This window comes from Arthrobacter silvisoli (assembly GCF_003369445.1).
Taxonomy (GTDB): domain Bacteria; phylum Actinomycetota; class Actinomycetes; order Actinomycetales; family Micrococcaceae; genus Arthrobacter; species Arthrobacter silvisoli.
In genome coordinates this window covers 1-16567 of sequence record NZ_QRCU01000034.1, presented here as the reverse complement: position 1 = coordinate 16567, position 16567 = coordinate 1, and the positions used below count along the sequence as shown (strand labels likewise).

Annotated in this window: 16 protein-coding genes and 1 pseudogene; 12 read left to right on the top strand and 5 right to left on the bottom strand. The window is 67.6% G+C overall.

Annotated elements, in window-relative coordinates; genetic code table 11:
- Window positions 1-84 precede the first annotated feature (84 nt).
- Window positions 85-1590 (bottom strand): SulP family inorganic anion transporter, encoded by a 1506-nt coding sequence (locus tag DWV11_RS08740; protein WP_115788501.1) that lies wholly within the window; start codon window positions 1588-1590, stop codon window positions 85-87.
- Between the two features lie 26 nt (window positions 1591-1616).
- A complete protein-coding gene (locus DWV11_RS08735; protein WP_115788500.1) occupies window positions 1617-2723 on the bottom strand; it encodes a GTP pyrophosphokinase in 1107 nt (368 codons plus the stop codon).
- 175 nt (window positions 2724-2898) lie between these two features.
- Here DWV11_RS08735 and DWV11_RS08730 point away from each other — a divergent pair, with 175 nt between their 5' ends.
- Window positions 2899-3720 carry an alpha/beta hydrolase gene (locus DWV11_RS08730; RefSeq protein WP_115788499.1) on the top strand — a complete coding sequence of 274 codons (822 nt, stop codon included), beginning with the start codon at window positions 2899-2901 and terminating at the stop codon, window positions 3718-3720.
- 22 nt (window positions 3721-3742) lie between these two features.
- Here DWV11_RS08730 and DWV11_RS08725 read toward each other — a convergent pair whose 3' ends face one another.
- Window positions 3743-4615 carry a lipase family alpha/beta hydrolase gene (locus tag DWV11_RS08725; protein WP_245953517.1) on the bottom strand — a complete coding sequence of 291 codons (873 nt, stop codon included), beginning with the start codon at window positions 4613-4615 and terminating at the stop codon, window positions 3743-3745.
- A 213-nt stretch (window positions 4616-4828) separates the two neighbouring features.
- Between DWV11_RS08725 and DWV11_RS08720 the strand changes: the two genes are divergently transcribed.
- Together DWV11_RS08720 and DWV11_RS08715 are read left to right on the top strand one after the other, a co-directional pair.
- Window positions 4829-5770: a carbohydrate kinase family protein gene (locus DWV11_RS08720; protein ID WP_115788503.1), complete on the top strand. Its 942-nt coding sequence runs from the start codon at window positions 4829-4831 to the stop codon at window positions 5768-5770.
- Window positions 5771-5799: 29 nt separating this feature from the next.
- The gene (locus tag DWV11_RS08715; RefSeq protein WP_115788498.1) at window positions 5800-6600 is read left to right on the top strand and encodes an HAD family hydrolase; all 801 of its coding nucleotides are present in this window, start codon (window positions 5800-5802) and stop codon (window positions 6598-6600) included.
- 42 nt (window positions 6601-6642) lie between these two features.
- Here the strand turns inward: DWV11_RS08715 and DWV11_RS08710 are convergent, their stop codons facing one another.
- Window positions 6643-7953 carry a LuxR C-terminal-related transcriptional regulator gene (locus DWV11_RS08710; RefSeq protein WP_115788497.1) on the bottom strand — a complete coding sequence of 437 codons (1311 nt, stop codon included), beginning with the start codon at window positions 7951-7953 and terminating at the stop codon, window positions 6643-6645.
- A gap of 141 nt (window positions 7954-8094) precedes the next feature.
- On the opposite strand from DWV11_RS08710, the gene hxlB reads away from it, so the two are divergent.
- The 6 genes and pseudogenes from hxlB (at window position 8095) to DWV11_RS08680 (ending at window position 13523) form a co-directional block, all read left to right on the top strand.
- Window positions 8095-8700: a 6-phospho-3-hexuloisomerase gene (gene hxlB / locus DWV11_RS08705; RefSeq protein WP_115788496.1), complete on the top strand. Its 606-nt coding sequence runs from the start codon at window positions 8095-8097 to the stop codon at window positions 8698-8700.
- Between the two features lie 103 nt (window positions 8701-8803).
- Window positions 8804-9220, top strand: a pseudogene (locus DWV11_RS08700) (orotidine 5'-phosphate decarboxylase / HUMPS family protein); the annotation flags it as partial.
- A 165-nt stretch (window positions 9221-9385) separates the two neighbouring features.
- A complete protein-coding gene (locus tag DWV11_RS20090; RefSeq protein WP_168404617.1) occupies window positions 9386-9526 on the top strand; it encodes a hypothetical protein in 141 nt (46 codons plus the stop codon).
- 106 nt (window positions 9527-9632) lie between these two features.
- The gene (locus tag DWV11_RS08690) at window positions 9633-9881 is read left to right on the top strand and encodes a hypothetical protein (protein ID WP_115788494.1); all 249 of its coding nucleotides are present in this window, start codon (window positions 9633-9635) and stop codon (window positions 9879-9881) included.
- A 31-nt stretch (window positions 9882-9912) separates the two neighbouring features.
- A complete protein-coding gene (locus DWV11_RS08685; protein WP_245953515.1) occupies window positions 9913-10743 on the top strand; it encodes a glycerophosphodiester phosphodiesterase family protein in 831 nt (276 codons plus the stop codon).
- A gap of 80 nt (window positions 10744-10823) precedes the next feature.
- Window positions 10824-13523 (top strand): AMP-binding protein, encoded by a 2700-nt coding sequence (locus tag DWV11_RS08680; protein ID WP_115788493.1) that lies wholly within the window; start codon window positions 10824-10826, stop codon window positions 13521-13523.
- On the opposite strand, the gene DWV11_RS08675 is transcribed toward DWV11_RS08680, so the two are convergent.
- Entirely contained in the window at window positions 13480-13671 is a 192-nt protein-coding gene (locus DWV11_RS08675; protein ID WP_115788492.1) for a hypothetical protein, read from the bottom strand. The genes DWV11_RS08680 and DWV11_RS08675 overlap by 44 nt on opposite strands.
- 65 nt (window positions 13672-13736) lie before the next feature.
- Here DWV11_RS08675 and DWV11_RS08670 point away from each other — a divergent pair, with 65 nt between their 5' ends.
- From DWV11_RS08670 to DWV11_RS08660, 3 genes are all read left to right on the top strand, one after another.
- Window positions 13737-14879, top strand: a complete 1143-nt coding sequence (locus DWV11_RS08670; RefSeq protein ID WP_115788491.1) for a glycerate kinase — start codon at window positions 13737-13739, stop codon at window positions 14877-14879.
- A 4-nt stretch (window positions 14880-14883) separates the two neighbouring features.
- Entirely contained in the window at window positions 14884-15747 is an 864-nt protein-coding gene (locus tag DWV11_RS08665; protein WP_115788490.1) for an HAD-IIB family hydrolase, read from the top strand.
- A gap of 208 nt (window positions 15748-15955) precedes the next feature.
- Window positions 15956-16420 (top strand): GatB/YqeY domain-containing protein, encoded by a 465-nt coding sequence (locus DWV11_RS08660; protein WP_115788489.1) that lies wholly within the window; start codon window positions 15956-15958, stop codon window positions 16418-16420.
- Window positions 16421-16567: the final 147 nt, after the last annotated feature.

Here is a 16567-nt window from a genome sequence, read left to right as displayed (position 1 = left end):
TGTGCAACCAGAGGTCCTCACCTTTGGGTCAACGACTCCAGCGAGTCATCACATTCACCGAACCAACGTCCCTGGGCAGTACAGCTAGCCCAGCTTCCCCGCCAGCCGCTCACGCAGGGACACGCTGGCCGCGTTCAGGCCGATGAACTCCACCTCGCGGCCGTGGTTGCGGTACTTCTCGGTGACCGAATCCAGCACGGCCACGGTGGAGGCGTCCCAGACGTGCGAGGCGTGCAGGTCGATCACCACGCGGGCGATCCGGTCCTCGGCGTCCTTCGCGTAGTCGAACTGCGTGTAAAGGTCGTTGGAGGAGGCGAAGAAGAGCTCGCCGTCCACGGTGTAAGTGGCTACGGTTTCGCCGTTGAGCTCCAGTTCGGTCCGCTCCACGGTGGCGAAATGCGCCACCCGCCGCGCGAACAGCACCATCGCGGCGAGGACCCCGACTCCTACGCCGATGGCCAGGTTGTGCGTCGCGACTACCACCGCGACGGTCGCCAGCATGACGCCGGTTTCGGATTTCGGCAGCCGCTTCAGCGTGGACGGGCGGATTGAATGCCAATCGAAGGTGATCAGTGAAACGAAGATCATGACGGCCACCAGCGCGGCCATCGGGATCATCCCCACCACATCGCCCAGCACCACTACCAGGACCAGCAGGAACGCCCCGGCCAGGAAGGTGGACAGGCGGCTCCGTGCGCCCGAGCCCTTGACGTTGATCATGGTCTGGCCGATCACGGCGCAGCCGCCCAGTCCGCCCAGGAATCCGGTGACGATATTGGCCGCACCCTGCCCCCAGGACACCCGGGTCTTGTTGGAGCGGGTGTCCGTGATGTCGTCCACCAGCTTGGCAGTCATAAGGGATTCCAGCAGGCCCACCAGCGCCATGGACAAGGCGTACGGGGCGATGATCCGGAAGGTGTCCCACGTCAGGGGCACCTGCGGGAAGAAGAAGCCGGGCAGGCTCTGCGGCAGTTCGCCCTTGTCGCTGACCGTCGGCACATCGATGGCCGCCAGCACGGTGGCCGCCGTCAACAGCACGATCGCCACCAAGGGCGCGGGCACCGCCGTCGTGATCTTCGGCAGGGTGAACACGATCAGCAGACCCACCGCCACGATCGGGTAGACCATCCGCGGCACGCCCACCAGCTCCGGCATCTGCGCCATGAAAACCAGGATCGCCAAGGCGTTCACGAAGCCGATCATCACCGAGCGGGGAATGAACCGCATCAGCCGGGTGACGCCGAGCACCGCCAGGATGATCTGGAAGACACCGGCCAGGATGATCGTGGCAATCAGGTAGTGGAGGCCGTGGTCCTTCATCACGGGCGCGATCACCAGCGCCACGGCGCCGGTGGCCGCGGAAATCATGGCCGGCCGGCCGCCCACCAGCGCGGTGACGATGCCCATGGTGAAGGAGGCGAACAGCCCGATCCGTGGGTCGACGCCGGCGATCACCGAGAACGCGATGGCTTCCGGGATCAGGGCCAGGGCGACCACAAGGGCGGCCAGTGTTTCAGTCTTGAGCCGGCGCGGGGAGCGCAGGGTGAAACGCAGGGACTGGAGTTGCTCAGGGGTGGCGGGGGGTGTCAACGGGGCCTAACTGGGGGTCGGCGAAGCTACTTTTGGGTCTGGCGGTAGCGCTCGATCTGCTTGAGCCGCCGCTGGAGGCTGTCCCTCCGCGGGTGCGGGACGACGTCGGCCGCCTCGGCGGTCAGCTCGACATGCCGGGTGCCGTACTCCCACAGCAGGAGGTCATCCAGCAGGCGGTCCGGCCCGGGGGAGTAGCGGTGGTCCAGGGCCTTGCGGACCTCCGTGATGCGGTTGGCGCTGAGCAGCCCGGCCAGCTCCACGGTCTGCTTCAGCCCGTGCGCGGCGAGGAGTTCCGCGGCCCAGCCCCAGTCATCATCAACCTTGCGGTCAACGTGCGGCAGGAGCGTCCGCCAGACGTCGCGGACCCGGTTGGGCGTGAGCGGGGTGGAGCCTTCGCCTTCCAGGTCCCAGTAGCTGCGGACTTCGGCGTAGCGCTCATTGAGGTCGGCGAAGGCGCTTTCGACCGTTTCCAGCATGGCCGCCGTGGCGGTGAACTGGCGGTCGAAATGCGGGGTCCAGGCCCGGGGGTCCTCGGCCTTGAATCGGATGTCATGCTCGATCTCGCTCCAGGCATGGGCGAACACCGTGCGGATCTGGCACTCGAAGAAGTAACTGCCGTTGGCCGGAAGCTCCGGGTTGAAGATCTGCTGGTAGGCCTTCACGGACTCGTTTTGGATGGTGCGCAGGATCAGGTGCCGGCTGGAGTAGCCGTAGGTGCCGGACTCGATGGAGCCGATGTCCTTTTCGCGGTCACCGCGGCAGTCGAACAACTGGCGCTGGCGTTTGATGAGGTTGGCCACGGCGGCGTTCTCCGCGGGCAGCTTGGTGATGACGCGGATGCCCACCATGTCATTGAGCGTGCGGAACGGATCCGGGAACTTCAGCGGCCGCGGCCCGCCCGGCTCCAACGGTTCATCCGTGCGGGAGATCTTTTCGCGGAACGAATCAACGGTCTTGGTGCGTCCCGTGACAAACAGGGGCACGGAGTCGCTGTTCTTCAGGATGTCCCGCAAAGTGAGCAGCACATCGCGCGTGATGAGTTTCAACGCCGGGCGCACGCGTTCGTAGATCTCCACGTTCGCCTGCACCGATTCGCGCAGCTGGGGATCCAGCCTCTCCCAATTGCTAGCCATATTCCCAAGCTTACGGGGCGGCACTGACACGGCACCCGGCCCGGACCCGGCCCGGCGGCGGATCCGCTGCGACCGGGAAATGCATTGTAGGCTCAGGGGAGACTCTTGAAGCACAGCTTTTTGAAAGACCCCGAGCAAAGGTTTTACTGACGGGAAGCCGCAAAGGAGGCACGCAGTGAAGCGGCAGAAGTACCACTACGGCGAGCACCCCAGCCAGTGGGCAGAACTTTTCCTACCGGAACCCACGCACAGCCCCAACGGGGCCCGGCCGGTCAAATGCCACGGCGTGGCCGTGGTGATCCACGGCGGGTACTGGCGTTCGCAGTACGGCGCAGAGCTGGGCGAACCGCTCGCGCGGGATCTTGCTGCACACGGCATCGCGGCCTGGAACCTCGAGTACCGGCGGGCAGGCAACGGCGGCGGCTGGCCGCATACCTTCGAGGACGTCCTCAGCGGCATCGACCACCTCAAGGACGTGGCCCCCGAACACGGCCTGGACCTCGGCAAAGTGGTGGCCCTCGGCCATTCCGCCGGCGGGCACCTCGCCGTGTGGGCGGCCGGACGGCGCAAGCTGGACAAGATCGGAACCCCCGACGCCGACCGGCAGCTGGTGCGCAACGGAGACGACGCCGCCGTGCAGCTCAGCGGCGTCGTCAGCCAGTCCGGGGTGCTGAACCTGGCCGAGGCCGAGCGCCTCAACCTCAGCAACGGCGCGGTGGACAACCTCATGGGCGGTGACTCCGTCAGGTACCCCAAGCGGCATATTTACGCCGACCCGATGAAATGCGTACCGCTCAGCATCCCCGTATATGCCGTTCACGCCATGGACGACGAAGACGTTCCGACCAGCCTGTCCGAGGGCTACGTCAATGCCTCGATCGCGGCCGGCGGTGCGGCGCAGCTGCTGAGGGTCCCGGGCAGTCATTACGACCTCATCGATCCGCGCGCAGCGGCATACAAGAAATGCCGGGAGCTGGTGCAGAGGCTGCTGAGCTGACCGGGACCCCGGTGCGTTCCGCCTAGAGGCAGGCCGGGCGGAAGCCCGGATCGGCAGGTCCGTCGGCATGTGCCAAGGCATTCAAGACCCACTGGTGTACCACGGGGTCGTTGGGTGTCTGGTCGTGCTCGATCGGATCCAAGGGGCACCGGTTTTGAAGGGTGATGTTGCTGACCTGCGCGGCGCTGCCGGACAGGAACTGGCTCCGATAGGGCGTCACCACCTCATCATGGACGGTGGAAATGACGGTGTATGCCGGTCCCTTGACAGTGTCGCCAAGGGAGTTGAGCTTCGTCAGGAAGGCCGACCCCGCCTCCTGGTCCATGCACGCCTGACAGAAGGGCTCAAAGAGTTGCATTTCGGACGGCGCATCTTCCGGGGGAGGAAGGATGAGGCCCTCCGTGCCGTGGTTCGAGGGCGAAATGCCCACGAGGTGGTGGACTTTCTTGGCGCCACCCAGGAAGCCCATGTAGTACCTCGGCATCATCCCGCCTTGGCTGTGGCCCACGATATCCACCTGGGGGGCCTTGGTGGCAGCGAGGACGGCGTCCACAAAGGAGGCAAGCTCCCCGGCCGAATCCGCGATGGGGCCTGAGGCATCGATGCCGTTGGACTCGCCGTAGTTCAGCGCGAACACACAGTAGCCCTCGTTCTTCAGGACCGGAGACAGCGTGCTCCAGTTCTTGGCCATGTTTTCAAAGGTTCCCGGCACCAGCACCACCGGGAACGGGTGCGCGGTGGAGGGTTTGCAGCCCCAGTCGTTGGCTCCCGGAGGAGAGACGTCCAGGGTGCTCGCCGAGGCCGTGCCTACTCCGGTGAGGAGTGAGAGCACGAGGACCGCAATGGCGGACAGGATGGACCGTTTTTGCCTGGTCATGGCTTTTTGCACTGTCATAGGGCAGTTCCAATCAATGAGAAGTTTTCCACGCATCGGTGACGCGCATCACACATCCCCCAAGGTTCAGTAGGTTACCCGCTGGTAACTTGGTGGCGCAATCGTCTCGGGTGCAGATGGGAAAACGTGCAGTTTCGGACCCCGCGGCCGGGGTGCCGAGTAACAGAACAGCGGCTCTGGTCCGGCCATGGCCGCTCTGGCAGAGTGTTCTCCATGCTGACAGTGATTGGTGAGGCCCTCGTGGACGTCGTCCGGCGCCCCTCTGGTGAAGAGGCACACGTGGGCGGCAGCCCGCTGAATGTCGCGGTGGGACTGGCCCGCCTGGGCCATCCGGTGCAATTCATCGGGCGCTACGGACAAGACCCCTACGGGGATGCGATCGCCGCCCACCTGCGCTCCAGTTCGGTGTTGGTTCCGTTCCCGCCGGACGGAAAGCCCAGCAGCGTGGCCACTGCGGTGGTCGGCGACGACGGCGCCGCGAGCTACACCTTCGACCTCAGCTGGGAGCTGCCCGGCCTCGCTGACCGCCTGCCGTTCATGCTGCAGGGCGCCTCACTGCTGCATACCGGCTCCATCGCCACCATGCTCGAACCGGGCGCATCCGAGGTCCTTGCCGCCGTCGAGTACGCCCACCCGAACGCGACCATCAGCTTCGACCCCAACTGCCGGCCAAGCATCATCACGGACAAAGACTTCGCGCGCGAGCGGACCGAGCGTTTCGTGGCCCTGGCCGACGTGGTGAAAGCCTCGGACGAAGACCTCGAATGGCTCTACCCGGGCGTGGATGTGCGCGACTCCGCCCGGCGCTGGCTGTCCCTGGGCGGCAAGCAGGGCCCCGCCATGGTGGTGGTCACCCGCGGTTCGGCCGGCCCTTGGGGCATCACAGGCGCCGGCGAGGCCGAAGTCCCGGCGCCGAAGGTCAAAGTGGCGGACACCGTGGGCGCCGGCGACTCCTTCATGGCCGCGCTCCTCTCCGGCATCGTGGACCGCGGCCTGGACGGTGCCCAGAACCGCCAAGACCTCCGCGCCATGCCGGCCGAAATCCTGCGCGAGATCATGGCCCACGCCGCCAGCGCCGCGGCCGTCACCGTGTCCCGCGCCGGGGCCAACCCGCCCACCCGCGCCGAGATGAACGCCCTGGCCGCCGCGCAATAGCCGCACCCCGCCGCCCGTAGACTTGCAGAATGCGGCTTGTAGCAAGTGACATCGATGGCACCATCCTCGGCCACGACGGCCGGATCAGCAGCCGCACCGTCCGCGCGTTCCACGCCTGCGTCGATGCCGGCGTCGAAGTGGTTTTCGTGACGGGCCGTCCACCGCGCTGGCTCTACCCGCTCCGGGAACAGCTCGGCCACAGCGGCACGGTGATCTGCTCCAACGGCGCCGTGCTCTGGGACCTCGCCGAGGACAAGCTGCTGTCCGCCCAGGCCATCGGACTTGACGCGGTGTTCGAGGCCCGGCGCCTGATCAAGTCCGTGTGCCCCGACGCCTTGTTCGCCGCGGAGACCGTGTCCGGCTTCCATCTCGAACCCGGCTTCATCGAGAACCCCACCAGCGAGCTGCTGGCCGGGTTCACCCCTGCGCCCCTGCACCGGACGCTGACGGCGGAGGACGCCGTCGTGAAGTTCCTGGCGGTGACCCGCAGCGGCACCCCGGACGCCTTCCTCGCGCAGGTGCACCCCGTCGTCGCGCACCTGGTGGAGACCACGCACTCGGCGCCGCACACCGCACTTCTTGAGATGTCCGCGCCCGGCGTCAACAAGGCGGTCACGCTCGCCGGATACGCAGCGTCCCTGGGCATCGAGGCCGCGGACGTGGTGGCGTTCGGGGACATGCCCAACGACATCGAAATGCTGCGCTGGGCCGGCCACGGCTATGCGATGGCCAGCGGCCATCCGGAAGCAATCACCGCGGCGGGGTACCGGGCCCCGCATTTCGACGACGACGGCGTGGCCCAGGTGATCGAGGCCCTGCTCGTCGGCTAAGGGGCAGCCCGTCCGGTGTCGGCTCGCCGGGGCCCGCGGGCACTAGACGTGCGCCCGCATGCCGTGGCTGTGTGCGAGGGCGATCGCCTCCGTGCGTGAACCCACGCCGAGCTTCCGGAAGATATTCCGCAGGTGGAATTTAACGGTGTTTTCGCTGATGTGGAGCTTCGCGGAGATCGCCCGGTTGCGCTGGCCTGCCGAGAGCAGCTGGAGGACCTCCAGTTCCCGTTCGGCCAGGCCCCAACCCCCGGCGTCGCCCACCGGGGCCGGGGGCGGATCGAGCGGCAGGGCCACCTGCACATCGGCGCCCCAGCCTGCCATAACCTCCAGGTTCATCCGCCCGTTCAGCGCTTCGACCCGCGACGCGAGGCGGGTGATGTTCGGCGAATCCGCGGACAGTTCGCCCTGGCCGTCGTCGCGCACGTTGATGAGCAGGTTCTCGCCGTCGCAGTCCCACTGGGCACGGACACGGCGTACCTGCGGCTGCTCCACGATCGCCAGCACCAGCCCGCGCACGATGGCCCGGGCCGCGTGGGCCACCTCGCCGGGCAGGGCACGGCCGTTGACCGGCGGCTCGATGAACTGCACGTCGATGCCGCTGAAGTGCATCAGGGGACGCAGGTCCTCCCTCAGCCGTTCGAATGCCGTGGCCACGGGTTCCTCCACCAGGTCCGTGGTTCGGTCGCTGACGGTGCGCAGCTCCACGAGCGCCTTCACGGCGAGGTCGGTGACGTTCCGGCGTGCGGTGGCGTCGTCCAGGGCATTGGACCGCAGGGCAGCCAGAAGGGTCTCGAGAGTGGTCGAGTGCCGGTCCACCAGTTCCGCCGTGACCCGCAGCCGTTCGGCCGATGCCGCGCGGGATTCAAGCAAGTACGACGGCGGTGCGTCCGCCACCTTCTCCTGGATCCTGCGGGCCGCCAGTCCCCACAGGTAGCCGAGCATCCGCAGGGACTCGGCCCGTTCTGCCGGATCCGCCGGCAGCTGAGGGGCGGTCAGGGTAACCAAAGCCTTCGTCTCCGAAGTCAGGGCGAGGACCGGATGCTCTGCCCCGGCGATGGTCGCGGTCCCCTCCCAGGGCTCACGGTCCGGGAGTTGGCTGCGCAGCTGGTCCAGTTCCGGAACGGACACGCGGCTGATGATTTCCTCCGCGCCGGCCTTCTTCTGCGGACGGCCCGTGCAGTCTTCCGTGAAAATGATGAGCGCGCTGTTGCCGACGTAGGGCAGTACCGCCTCGCGCAGCCGCTCGGCGATGTCCATCAGGGGAGCGTTCACCAAGGCGGCGAGGTCGTCCAACAGGGTCTTGGAATTCTGGGCCAAAGGTTTCGGGGCCAGAGTCTTCTGCGCTGAAGTCATTCAGTCACCTTAGCCGCTCACAACCGGGATTGACTATCCAAACGGGTAGCAAACACTGCCCATCCTCGCTGTTCAGCTCACCCGTTCAGGAAGCGACGATTGATTCACAAGGACTCCCCGACCAGAACAGGAGGCACGGCAATGACCCTCACCGCTGAGGTGGTGCCCACCGTATCGGAGACAGAAACATCCCGCCTGATGTCGTCGAACCTCTCCCTCGTAGGGGACGAAGTTGCCGCAACTGCCGCGGAAATCGACCCCGGCCAGCTCTCCCGCCTCGCGGAGGAGCTGCGTTCGGCCAACCGGGTCTTCGTCGCCGGTGCCGGCCGCAGCGGCCTGGTGCTGCGGATGGCGGCAATGCGCCTGATGCACCTCGGCCTCGAGGTGCACATCGCAGGAGATACCACCACCCCGGCTATCCGTTCGGGCGACGTCCTGCTGCTGGCCTCCGGCTCCGGAACGACGTCCGGCGTGGTGCGCGCCGCCCAGACAGCTGCGAAGGCCGGGGCCCGTTTGGCCGCCTACACCACCAACCCGGCCTCCCCGCTCGCGGAGCTGGCCGACGTCGTGGTCACCATTCCGGCCGCGCAGAAGACGGACCACGGTTCCAGCCTGTCCCGCCAGTACGCCGGCAGCCTCTTCGAACAGGTGCTCTTCCTGGCCGCCGAGGCCGTGTTCCAAACCCTTTGGGACGGGGACGCCACCCCGGCTGAGGAACTCTGGCTCCGCCACGCCAACCTCGAGTAAGCCCCCGCCCGCCTCAAGACTCCGCAACTCCACAACAAGAAAGAGAAACCCATGAAGCTCCAAGTCGCCATCGACGTCCTCTCCACTGAAGCCGCCCTCGACATCCGACATCGCCTTCAAGGCCGGCGCCGACCTCGTGACCGTCCTGGGCACGGCCGACGACTCCACCATCGCCGGTGCGGTCAAGGCTGCCAAGGCCCACAACAAGGGTGTCGTCGTTGACCTCATCAGCGTTGCCGACAAGGCAAGCCGTGCCAAGGAAGTCCGTGCCCTGGGCGCCAAGTTCGTTGAGATGCACGCCGGCCTGGACGAGCAGGCCAAGCCCGGCTACGACCTCAACGTGCTCCTCAGCGCCGGCGAGGAAGCCCGCGTTCCGTTCTCCGTGGCAGGTGGCGTCAACCTGACCACCATCGCTTCGGTGCAGCGCGCAGGTGCCGATGTCGCCGTCGTCGGCGGCGGCATCTACGGTGCAGCCGACCCCGCGCTGGCTGCGAAGGAACTCCGCGCCGCCATCATCTAGCGGACCGCGCCCCCAGCGGAAGCCCGTCAAGGGTAAACAAAGACCACAGCGGCGGTGCGCTCCTGCCGGGACAACGGACAGGACCCGATATCCCGGCAGGACTGGGTGCGCATCGCCGCTGTTTTGTTTGCCCTGGTTTCCTTGCCGGACCCCGCTCCTTGCCCCATGACCGGTCCCGGGACCATCAGTTCCGGGGCCATCGCCGTGTTCGAGGACCGCGGCATTCCGGGCATCATCGCCGAAGGTGCCCGTGCAACCCTGCAGCGGACTGCGGAAGTCACGGCCGGTCTGAACGGAACCGCTTAGCTGGCGCGATTAAGCTCACCGGAAACTCACACCTGGAATCCAACTCGCGTTCAACTCGCGCACCTAGGCTGGCCTCATATCTGAGAGCTCACTTCAGGGGGACACCATGGCCAAGCGTAAGACGAACGGCATGTATGAGGCGCCCATCCGCCGCGCCCAGCCGGACGAACACTGGAAGCAATTGCGGCGCGGCGACCGCGTCAGCGTGAAGCTTGCACCGGGCTACGAGAACCTCGGACTCGTGGATGCCGTGTCCGGCGACCACAGCATCGTGTGGGTGAACCTCGACGGCGGCGCCGGCCGCACGCTGGTGCACTGCGGCGACGGCGTGGAGATCGTCCGCCACGAGGGCTGAATCCTCGGCGCCCAGGCGTTACGCTACCCGGGTGAGCGAGCCGCTGCCCTATTTCCTGCGACCTGACGGCGCGAGCCGTCCCCTCGCCCTGGCCCACCGCGGATTCTCCCGCGAGGGACTGGAGAATTCGACGGCGGCCTTCCGCGCCGCCGTCGGGCTCGGCATCACGCACCTGGAGACCGACGCCCGGGCCACCGCGGACGGTGCCGTCCTGCTGTTCCACGACGAGACCTTGGACCGTGTGACCGACTCCCGCGGCCGGATCAGCGAACTGAGCGCGGAACAGGTGTCCGTGGCGAAGATCGGCGGGCGCGAAGCCATCCCGCTGCTTGAGGACATCCTGCGTGACTTCCCGGACGCCCGGCTGAACATCGACGTCAAGGACCGGCACACCGTGGCACCCTTGGCCGCCGTGATCGAGCGCGGTGCCGCCCATGAGCGCGTGCTCATCACCAGCTTCTCCGACCGTCGCCGCCGGGCCGTGCTCAAAAGGCTCAGCCGCCGCACGGCGTCCTCGGCGGGCATCTTCTGCACTGCCGTGTTCGTCCTTGCCGGCCCGTTCCTTCCGGACCGCTGGCTCGCGAAAGTGATGCACGACGTCGACGCCGTCCAAGTGCCGGTCCGGTACGGACCGCTCGAGCTGCTCACCCCGGGTTTCCTTCGGCGCGCGAAGCGCCTCGGCCTGCAGGTGCACGTGTGGACAGTCAACGATCCGGCGGACATGGAGCGGTTGCTGGACCTCGGCGTTCAAGGGCGCGGTGGTGAAGGGGGCAGCGGCGGAAGGCAGGGCGTGGACGGAATCGTCACAGACAGGGCAGACCTGCTGAAGGACGTGCTCGAAAAGCGTGGCCAGTGGTGGTGACGTGACGCCTGTGACTGGAACGGTGACGCTTGCCGAAACTCAAATGAAGTTAGCTAAGGCTATCCTATAAAATCGCTCGGGTGACCATCCCCCTTGATCTCGCGCGGATCCCGTTTGTCTCGAGCCTGGCCCGCTTCGGAAGCCGCGCCGCCGTCATCACCGGCAGCACCGTCATCAGCTACGAAGACCTTGCCCGCCGCGTGGACGCTGTCGCGTCCCGGCTCGGCACCACCCGCCGCCTCGTCGCGCTTGCCGCCGCAAACGACGTCGCGTCCCTGGTGGGTTACCTTGCCGCGCTCGCCGGCGGCCACCCCCTGATGATCGTCCCCGCGGACAAGCCGGCCGCCCTGGAGACACTGATCGCAGCCTACGATCCGGACGTCGTCATGCACTCCGCTGCCGAAATGACCGGCGCAGAAGCTGGCGGCGCACCCATCCTGCAGGAGCGCCGCCCCGGCAGCCGCCACGAACTGCACCCCGGGCTCGCCCTGCTGCTGAGCACCTCCGGCTCCACCGGCTCGCCGAAGCTGGTGCGGTTGTCGCAGGACAACGTGCAGGCCAACGCGGAATCGATCGCGGCATACCTGCGGATCGGTCCCGAGGACCGCGCCGCCACCACGCTGCCGATGTCCTATTGCTACGGTCTTTCGGTCATCAACAGCCACCTCCTCCGCGGGGCTGCCCTGGCGCTCACCGAGCTGTCCGTGGTGGACCCTTGTTTCTGGGACCTCATGCGGCGTGAACGTGTGACCTCCTTCGCCGCCGTGCCCTACACCTTCGAGCTCCTGGAGCGCGTGGGCTTCGAGGCCATGGACCTGCCCGCCCTGCGCTATGTCACCCAGGCCGGCGGCCGGCTCGCCCCGGAGAAGGTGCAGCACTATGCCGGGCTGGGCCGGCGCCGCGGCTGGGAACTCTTCGTCATGTACGGGCAGACCGAAGCCACCGCCCGCATGGCCTACCTGCCGCCCAGGCTCGCCGCCGAAAACCCCTCGAGCATCGGGGTTCCCGTGCCCGGCGGCTCCTTCCGGATCGAGCCCATTGACGGGCTCGATTCCATTGACCGGCCGGGCCCGGCTGAGGGGCCTGTCGGCGAACTCGTCTACAGCGGCCCGAACGTCATGCTCGGCTACGCGGAGCACCCGTCGGATTTGGCCCTGGGCCGGACCATCACCGAACTGCGCACCGGCGACCTCGCCCGCGTCCAGGACAACGGCCTGTACCAAGTGGTCGGCCGGCGCAGCCGCTTCGTGAAGATCGTGGGCCTGCGGATCGACCTCGGCCAGGTCGAGGCCATGCTGGCTGAACTCGGCATCGCCGCCGCGGCGGCCGGTACCGACGAAAAGCTGGTGGTCGCCGTCGAGGGTGACCATGACACCAAGCTGCTCGCCAAGATCGTCACCCAGGGCCTCGGCCTGCCGCGCGCCGCGCTGAAGATGTACGCCGTCGCCGCCCTGCCGCGCTTCTCCACCGGGAAGACGGACTACCCGGCGGTGCTGGCGCTCGCGGACGCCGCGCCCGCGGAGGGACTGCCCGACGGCGGCCCGGCTGCCGCAGGCGGCCTCACTGCCGGCGGAGGTTCCGGCGTCGGGCATCGCTCTGCCGGACGTTCTGCGGAGGATGCCCGCACGATCTTTGCCGACGCGCTGGAACGGGACGACATCGCGGACGGGGACACCTTCGTCAGCCTGGGCGGGGACTCGCTGTCCTACGTGGCCGCGTCAATCCGGCTGGAGAAGGTGCTTGGCCACCTGCCGCCGGACTGGCACATCACGCCCGTGCGCGACCTGGTGCCGCGCAGCGCCGCCTCGGAAAAGCGGTGGTTCGCCCCGGCCAAGCGGCTGTTCGCCCCGCTCGAGAGCGGAATCCTGCTGCGCGCCCTGGGCATCATCCTGATCGCCGCCACGCATATCGGGCTGTTCCACTGGGAGGGCTCGGCGCACATCCTGATGGCGGTGGCCGGATACAACTTCGCTCGATTCCAGCTGGGCGGGGACGGGGTCCGGCGGCTGAAGCGGCAGCTGTACAGCCTGGGCCGGCTGGTGATCCCGGCGGTGGCGTTCATCGCCGTCGCGTTCGTGCTGACGGACCACTACACCGTGGCGAACATCTTCCTCCTCAACTCGATCGTGGGGCCGGAGGAAGTGACCACCCAGTGGCACTTCTGGTTCATTGAAGTGCTGGTGTACATACTGCTGGGGTTGGCGGTTCTGCTTGCGGTTCCGGCGGTCGGGCGGCTGGAGCGCCGCTTCCCGTTCGCCTTCCCGCTGGCACTGGCCGGGCTGGCGTTGATCAGCCGCTACGACATCGTGGACCCGGGACTTCCGCATCCCATGCCCACGTTCTGGCTGTTCGCCTTCGGCTGGGTGGTGGCGCGGTCAAGGACGCTGCCGCAGCGGCTGCTGATTACTGCGCTGGTGGTGCTGACCGTGCCGGGGTACTTCTTCGGTGATCAGCTACGCGAAAACACGGTGATCGCCGGCGTGCTCCTGCTGATCTGGCTGCCCACGCTGCTGGTGCCCGTCGTGCTGCGGAAGCCGCTCGGGCTGCTGGCCAGTGCTTCGCTGTACATCTACCTGACGCACTGGCTCGTGTACCCCCTGTTCGCGGGCATTAGCCCCGAACTGGCGCTGCTGGCCTCGCTGGCTGCCGGCGTGGGGTACTGGGCCCTGTCCATCCGTTTCCTGTCCGTCGCGGAACGGCGGCTGGGGAGGCGGCGTCCCGTGAAGGAGCGGAACCCTATTGCGGCTGGGTCTTCTTCGGGTGTGCCAGAAGCTCCCTGACCGACAAAGCGATCACCAGAATGCTCAGGATGCCGGTCAAATACTGCGGCAGTGTGATGACCTCTCCCGGCTTCAGAAGGTCATGGAAAACCAGGAAGTCGACGACGAGGAAACCGACGATCAGCACACTGCTCACCGTCTTTTTCATGGGGTGATTTTACCGCCGGCGTAACGCAGCTCATACTGTCTGTCCCGGATGGCAAGATAGGGCCCATGCGCATTCTGATCGCCCCGGACAAGTTCAAAGGCTCCCTGACCGCGACTGAGGCGGCCGCGGCCATCGCCGAAGGGGCGCTGCGCGTCTACCCGGACGCCGTCGTCACCCGTTTCCCGATCGCCGACGGCGGCGAGGGAACCCTGGAGGCCGCGGTCGCTGCCGGCTATGAGGAGCGCGTCAACGCCGTCACCGGCCCCATTCTCAAGCCGGTCGGTGCTGCCTGGGCGATCCGCGAAAACTCCTTCGGCGGCGCCACTGCCGTGATCGAAACCGCCCAGGCTTCGGGCCTGGCCAGCATGGAACCGACGCCCGAGAACTCCCTGCGCGCGCACAGCTACGGCTGCGGCCAGCTCATCGCCGCGGCGCTCGACGCCGGGGCCACCGAAATCGTGCTCGGTCTGGGCGGCTCGGCGATGACCGACGGCGGCAGCGGCGCCCTGCGCGCGCTCGGCCTGAAGCCGCTCGACGCCACGGGCAACGTGGTCCCGCTCGGCGGCGGTTCGCTGGCCGAGATCGCGTCGCTGGACGTTTCCGCACTGGATCCGCGACTGGCGGACACCCGCTTCCGGATCGCCGTCGACGTCCGCAATCCGCTCTACGGCAGCGACGGCGCCGCGCACGTTTTCGGGCCGCAGAAGGGCGCGGACCCGGACGCCGTGGAACTGCTCGACGCCGGCCTGCGCAACTGGGCGTCCGTGCTGCGGGAAGCAACCGGCCGGGACGCCAACGTTCCCGGGGCGGGCGCTGCCGGCGGCTTTCCGGCGTCGTTCCTGGCCTTTACGGAAGCGGAACTGGAAGGCGGTTTCGAACTGGTCGCCGGGCTGACCGGGCTGGAATCCCAGCTGGACGGCGCCGACCTGGTGATCACCGGCGAAGGCTCGCTCGACACCCAGTCCCTGAGCGGAAAGGGCCCGATCGGCCTCGCCGATGCCGCGCGTGACCGGGGGATTCCGGTGCTGGTGGTGGCCGGCCGCATCGCGGTCACGCCCGAAGACCTCGCCAAGCACGGGGTGGAAGGCGCCGCCCAGCTGCTGGACATCGCACAAAAGCGCGACGGCGAACCGGATATTGCGGACGCGGTCGCTAACGCAGCCAAGTACCTCGCCTGGGCCACGAGCCAGCTGCTCGAAGGGGCGTAAGCGGGTGGGCACCCAAACCCCGTCCGGCGGACCCGGGGCCGGAACCGTCCGCGCCGTCTTCCTTGACGTGGATGGCACCTATGCGGACTACGGCGTGGTGCCCGCAGGCCATGTGCGTGTTGTCCAGGCGGCGCGCAAGGCAGGGCACCGGGTCTTCCTGTGCACCGGCCGGCCCGTCTCCATGCTGCCTGGGGCCATCCGCGGTGCCGGCTTCGACGGTCTCGTGGCCAGCGCCGGTGCCTACGTGGAAGTCGACGGCGAAGTGCTCATGGACCGCCGCTTTTCCTCGGACCTTGCCGCCCGCACGGTGGCCGCCCTCGATACGCACGACGCCGTGTACGTCCTGGAAGCCCAGGAATCGCTGCACGTGCCACCCGCAGCCGAGGAGCGGCTGCGGGTCATCATCGAGGAGCACTTCAGCAAGGCTCCGGACGGCCGCGAGGTGGGGGCCTCCGCGATCCTCGGCTCTCTCGTACGCGTGCCGGACCTGGCCAAGGTGCAGTTCTCCAAGGTGTCAGTGTTCGACTCCGCGGCTCCCATGCGGCAGTTGGTTGAGGAGATCGGCGAGGGAATCGCCGTCGTCGAGAATTCCATTGCGGACGAAGGCCGCCATGCCGGTGAGTTGTTCCAGCACGGCATCAGCAAGGCCGACGGCGTCGCTGCGGCGATCGCGCATCTGGGCATTTCGCGCGAAAACACCATCGCCGTGGGCGACGGCGAGAACGACCTTGAGATGGTCGCTTTCGCCGGCATCGGCGTCGCCATCGAGGGATCCTCGCCCGAACTGCTGGCCCTGGCTGACCGCACGGCCGCGCCGCCCCACCATGAGGGGCTCGTAACGGCATTCGAGGAGCTGGGGCTGATCTGAGCCCCCACCACGGCTGCGCGCGCAGGGACTGAACGCCGTCGCCGCTTCCCGTCCGCGGGCAGATAATTGATGTACCAGCATGGCTCTTACATCGGTCATGCACCCACGATGCGACGCCCCGCCGGGACGCTGACGCCCCGCCGGGACGCTGTCACCTCTGGCCGGGCTGGCAGCCAGCCAGCCGGTGTATCGAATCGAGGAGCACCATATGTCCACGTTGAAGGAACGGCTGCACGCAGATGTCGTCAGCCATATGAAGGACGGTAACCGGGCCGCCCTGTCCGCCGTGCGCAACGTCCTGAGCGAGATCGACACCCGTGAGAAGGCCGGCAAGACGCCCATCCACATGGACGACGCCCAGATCACGGCCATGCTGCAGAAAGAGGCGGCCAAGCGCCACGAAACCGCCCATATCTACGAGGAAGCCGGGGAAACCGAGCGCGCCGCCACGGAGATCGCAGAGGCCGAGGTCATTGAGGCCTACCTCCCCGAACCCCTGACCGCCGCTGAAGTCGAGGCCATTGTCGACGAGGCCATGGCATCACTCAAGGCCGACGGCGTGGAACTGTCCCTCAAGCACATGGGTTATGTCATGAAGCCGGTCACTGAGAAGGTTGCCGGCCGCTTCGACGGCAAGGCAGTCAGCGAGATCGTCCGCAAGCGCCTGTCGTAGCGAAACGGACCGGCAGGACGCAGGACCGGCGGCGCTGACGGCGGCGGCCGCGTGCGGTGGGCCGCGAGCGGCGACGCTGACGACGGCGGCCGCGTGCGGTGGGGCTGACGGCGGCGGCCGCGTGCGGTGGGGCTGACGGCGGCGGCC

What these genes read in the sequence shown, in the direction of transcription:
- DWV11_RS08725 (WP_245953517.1), bottom strand. Translation starts at nt 4,615, where the DNA reads ATGACAGTGCAAAAAGCCATGACCAGGCAAAAACGGTCCATCCTGTCC.
- DWV11_RS20090 (WP_168404617.1), top strand. Translation starts at nt 9,386, where the DNA reads ATGACCGGTCCCGGGACCATCAGTTCCGGGGCCATCGCCGTGTTCGAG.
- DWV11_RS08735 (WP_115788500.1), bottom strand. Translation starts at nt 2,723, where the DNA reads ATGGCTAGCAATTGGGAGAGGCTGGATCCCCAGCTGCGCGAATCGGTG.
- DWV11_RS08660 (WP_115788489.1), top strand. Translation starts at nt 15,956, where the DNA reads ATGTCCACGTTGAAGGAACGGCTGCACGCAGATGTCGTCAGCCATATG.
- DWV11_RS08710 (WP_115788497.1), bottom strand. Translation starts at nt 7,953, where the DNA reads ATGACTTCAGCGCAGAAGACTCTGGCCCCGAAACCTTTGGCCCAGAAT.
- DWV11_RS08675 (WP_115788492.1), bottom strand. Translation starts at nt 13,671, where the DNA reads ATGAAAAAGACGGTGAGCAGTGTGCTGATCGTCGGTTTCCTCGTCGTC.
- DWV11_RS08670 (WP_115788491.1), top strand. Translation starts at nt 13,737, where the DNA reads ATGCGCATTCTGATCGCCCCGGACAAGTTCAAAGGCTCCCTGACCGCG.
- DWV11_RS08690 (WP_115788494.1), top strand. Translation starts at nt 9,633, where the DNA reads ATGGCCAAGCGTAAGACGAACGGCATGTATGAGGCGCCCATCCGCCGC.
- DWV11_RS08720 (WP_115788503.1), top strand. Translation starts at nt 4,829, where the DNA reads ATGCTGACAGTGATTGGTGAGGCCCTCGTGGACGTCGTCCGGCGCCCC.
- hxlB (WP_115788496.1), top strand. Translation starts at nt 8,095, where the DNA reads ATGACCCTCACCGCTGAGGTGGTGCCCACCGTATCGGAGACAGAAACA.
- DWV11_RS08715 (WP_115788498.1), top strand. Translation starts at nt 5,800, where the DNA reads ATGCGGCTTGTAGCAAGTGACATCGATGGCACCATCCTCGGCCACGAC.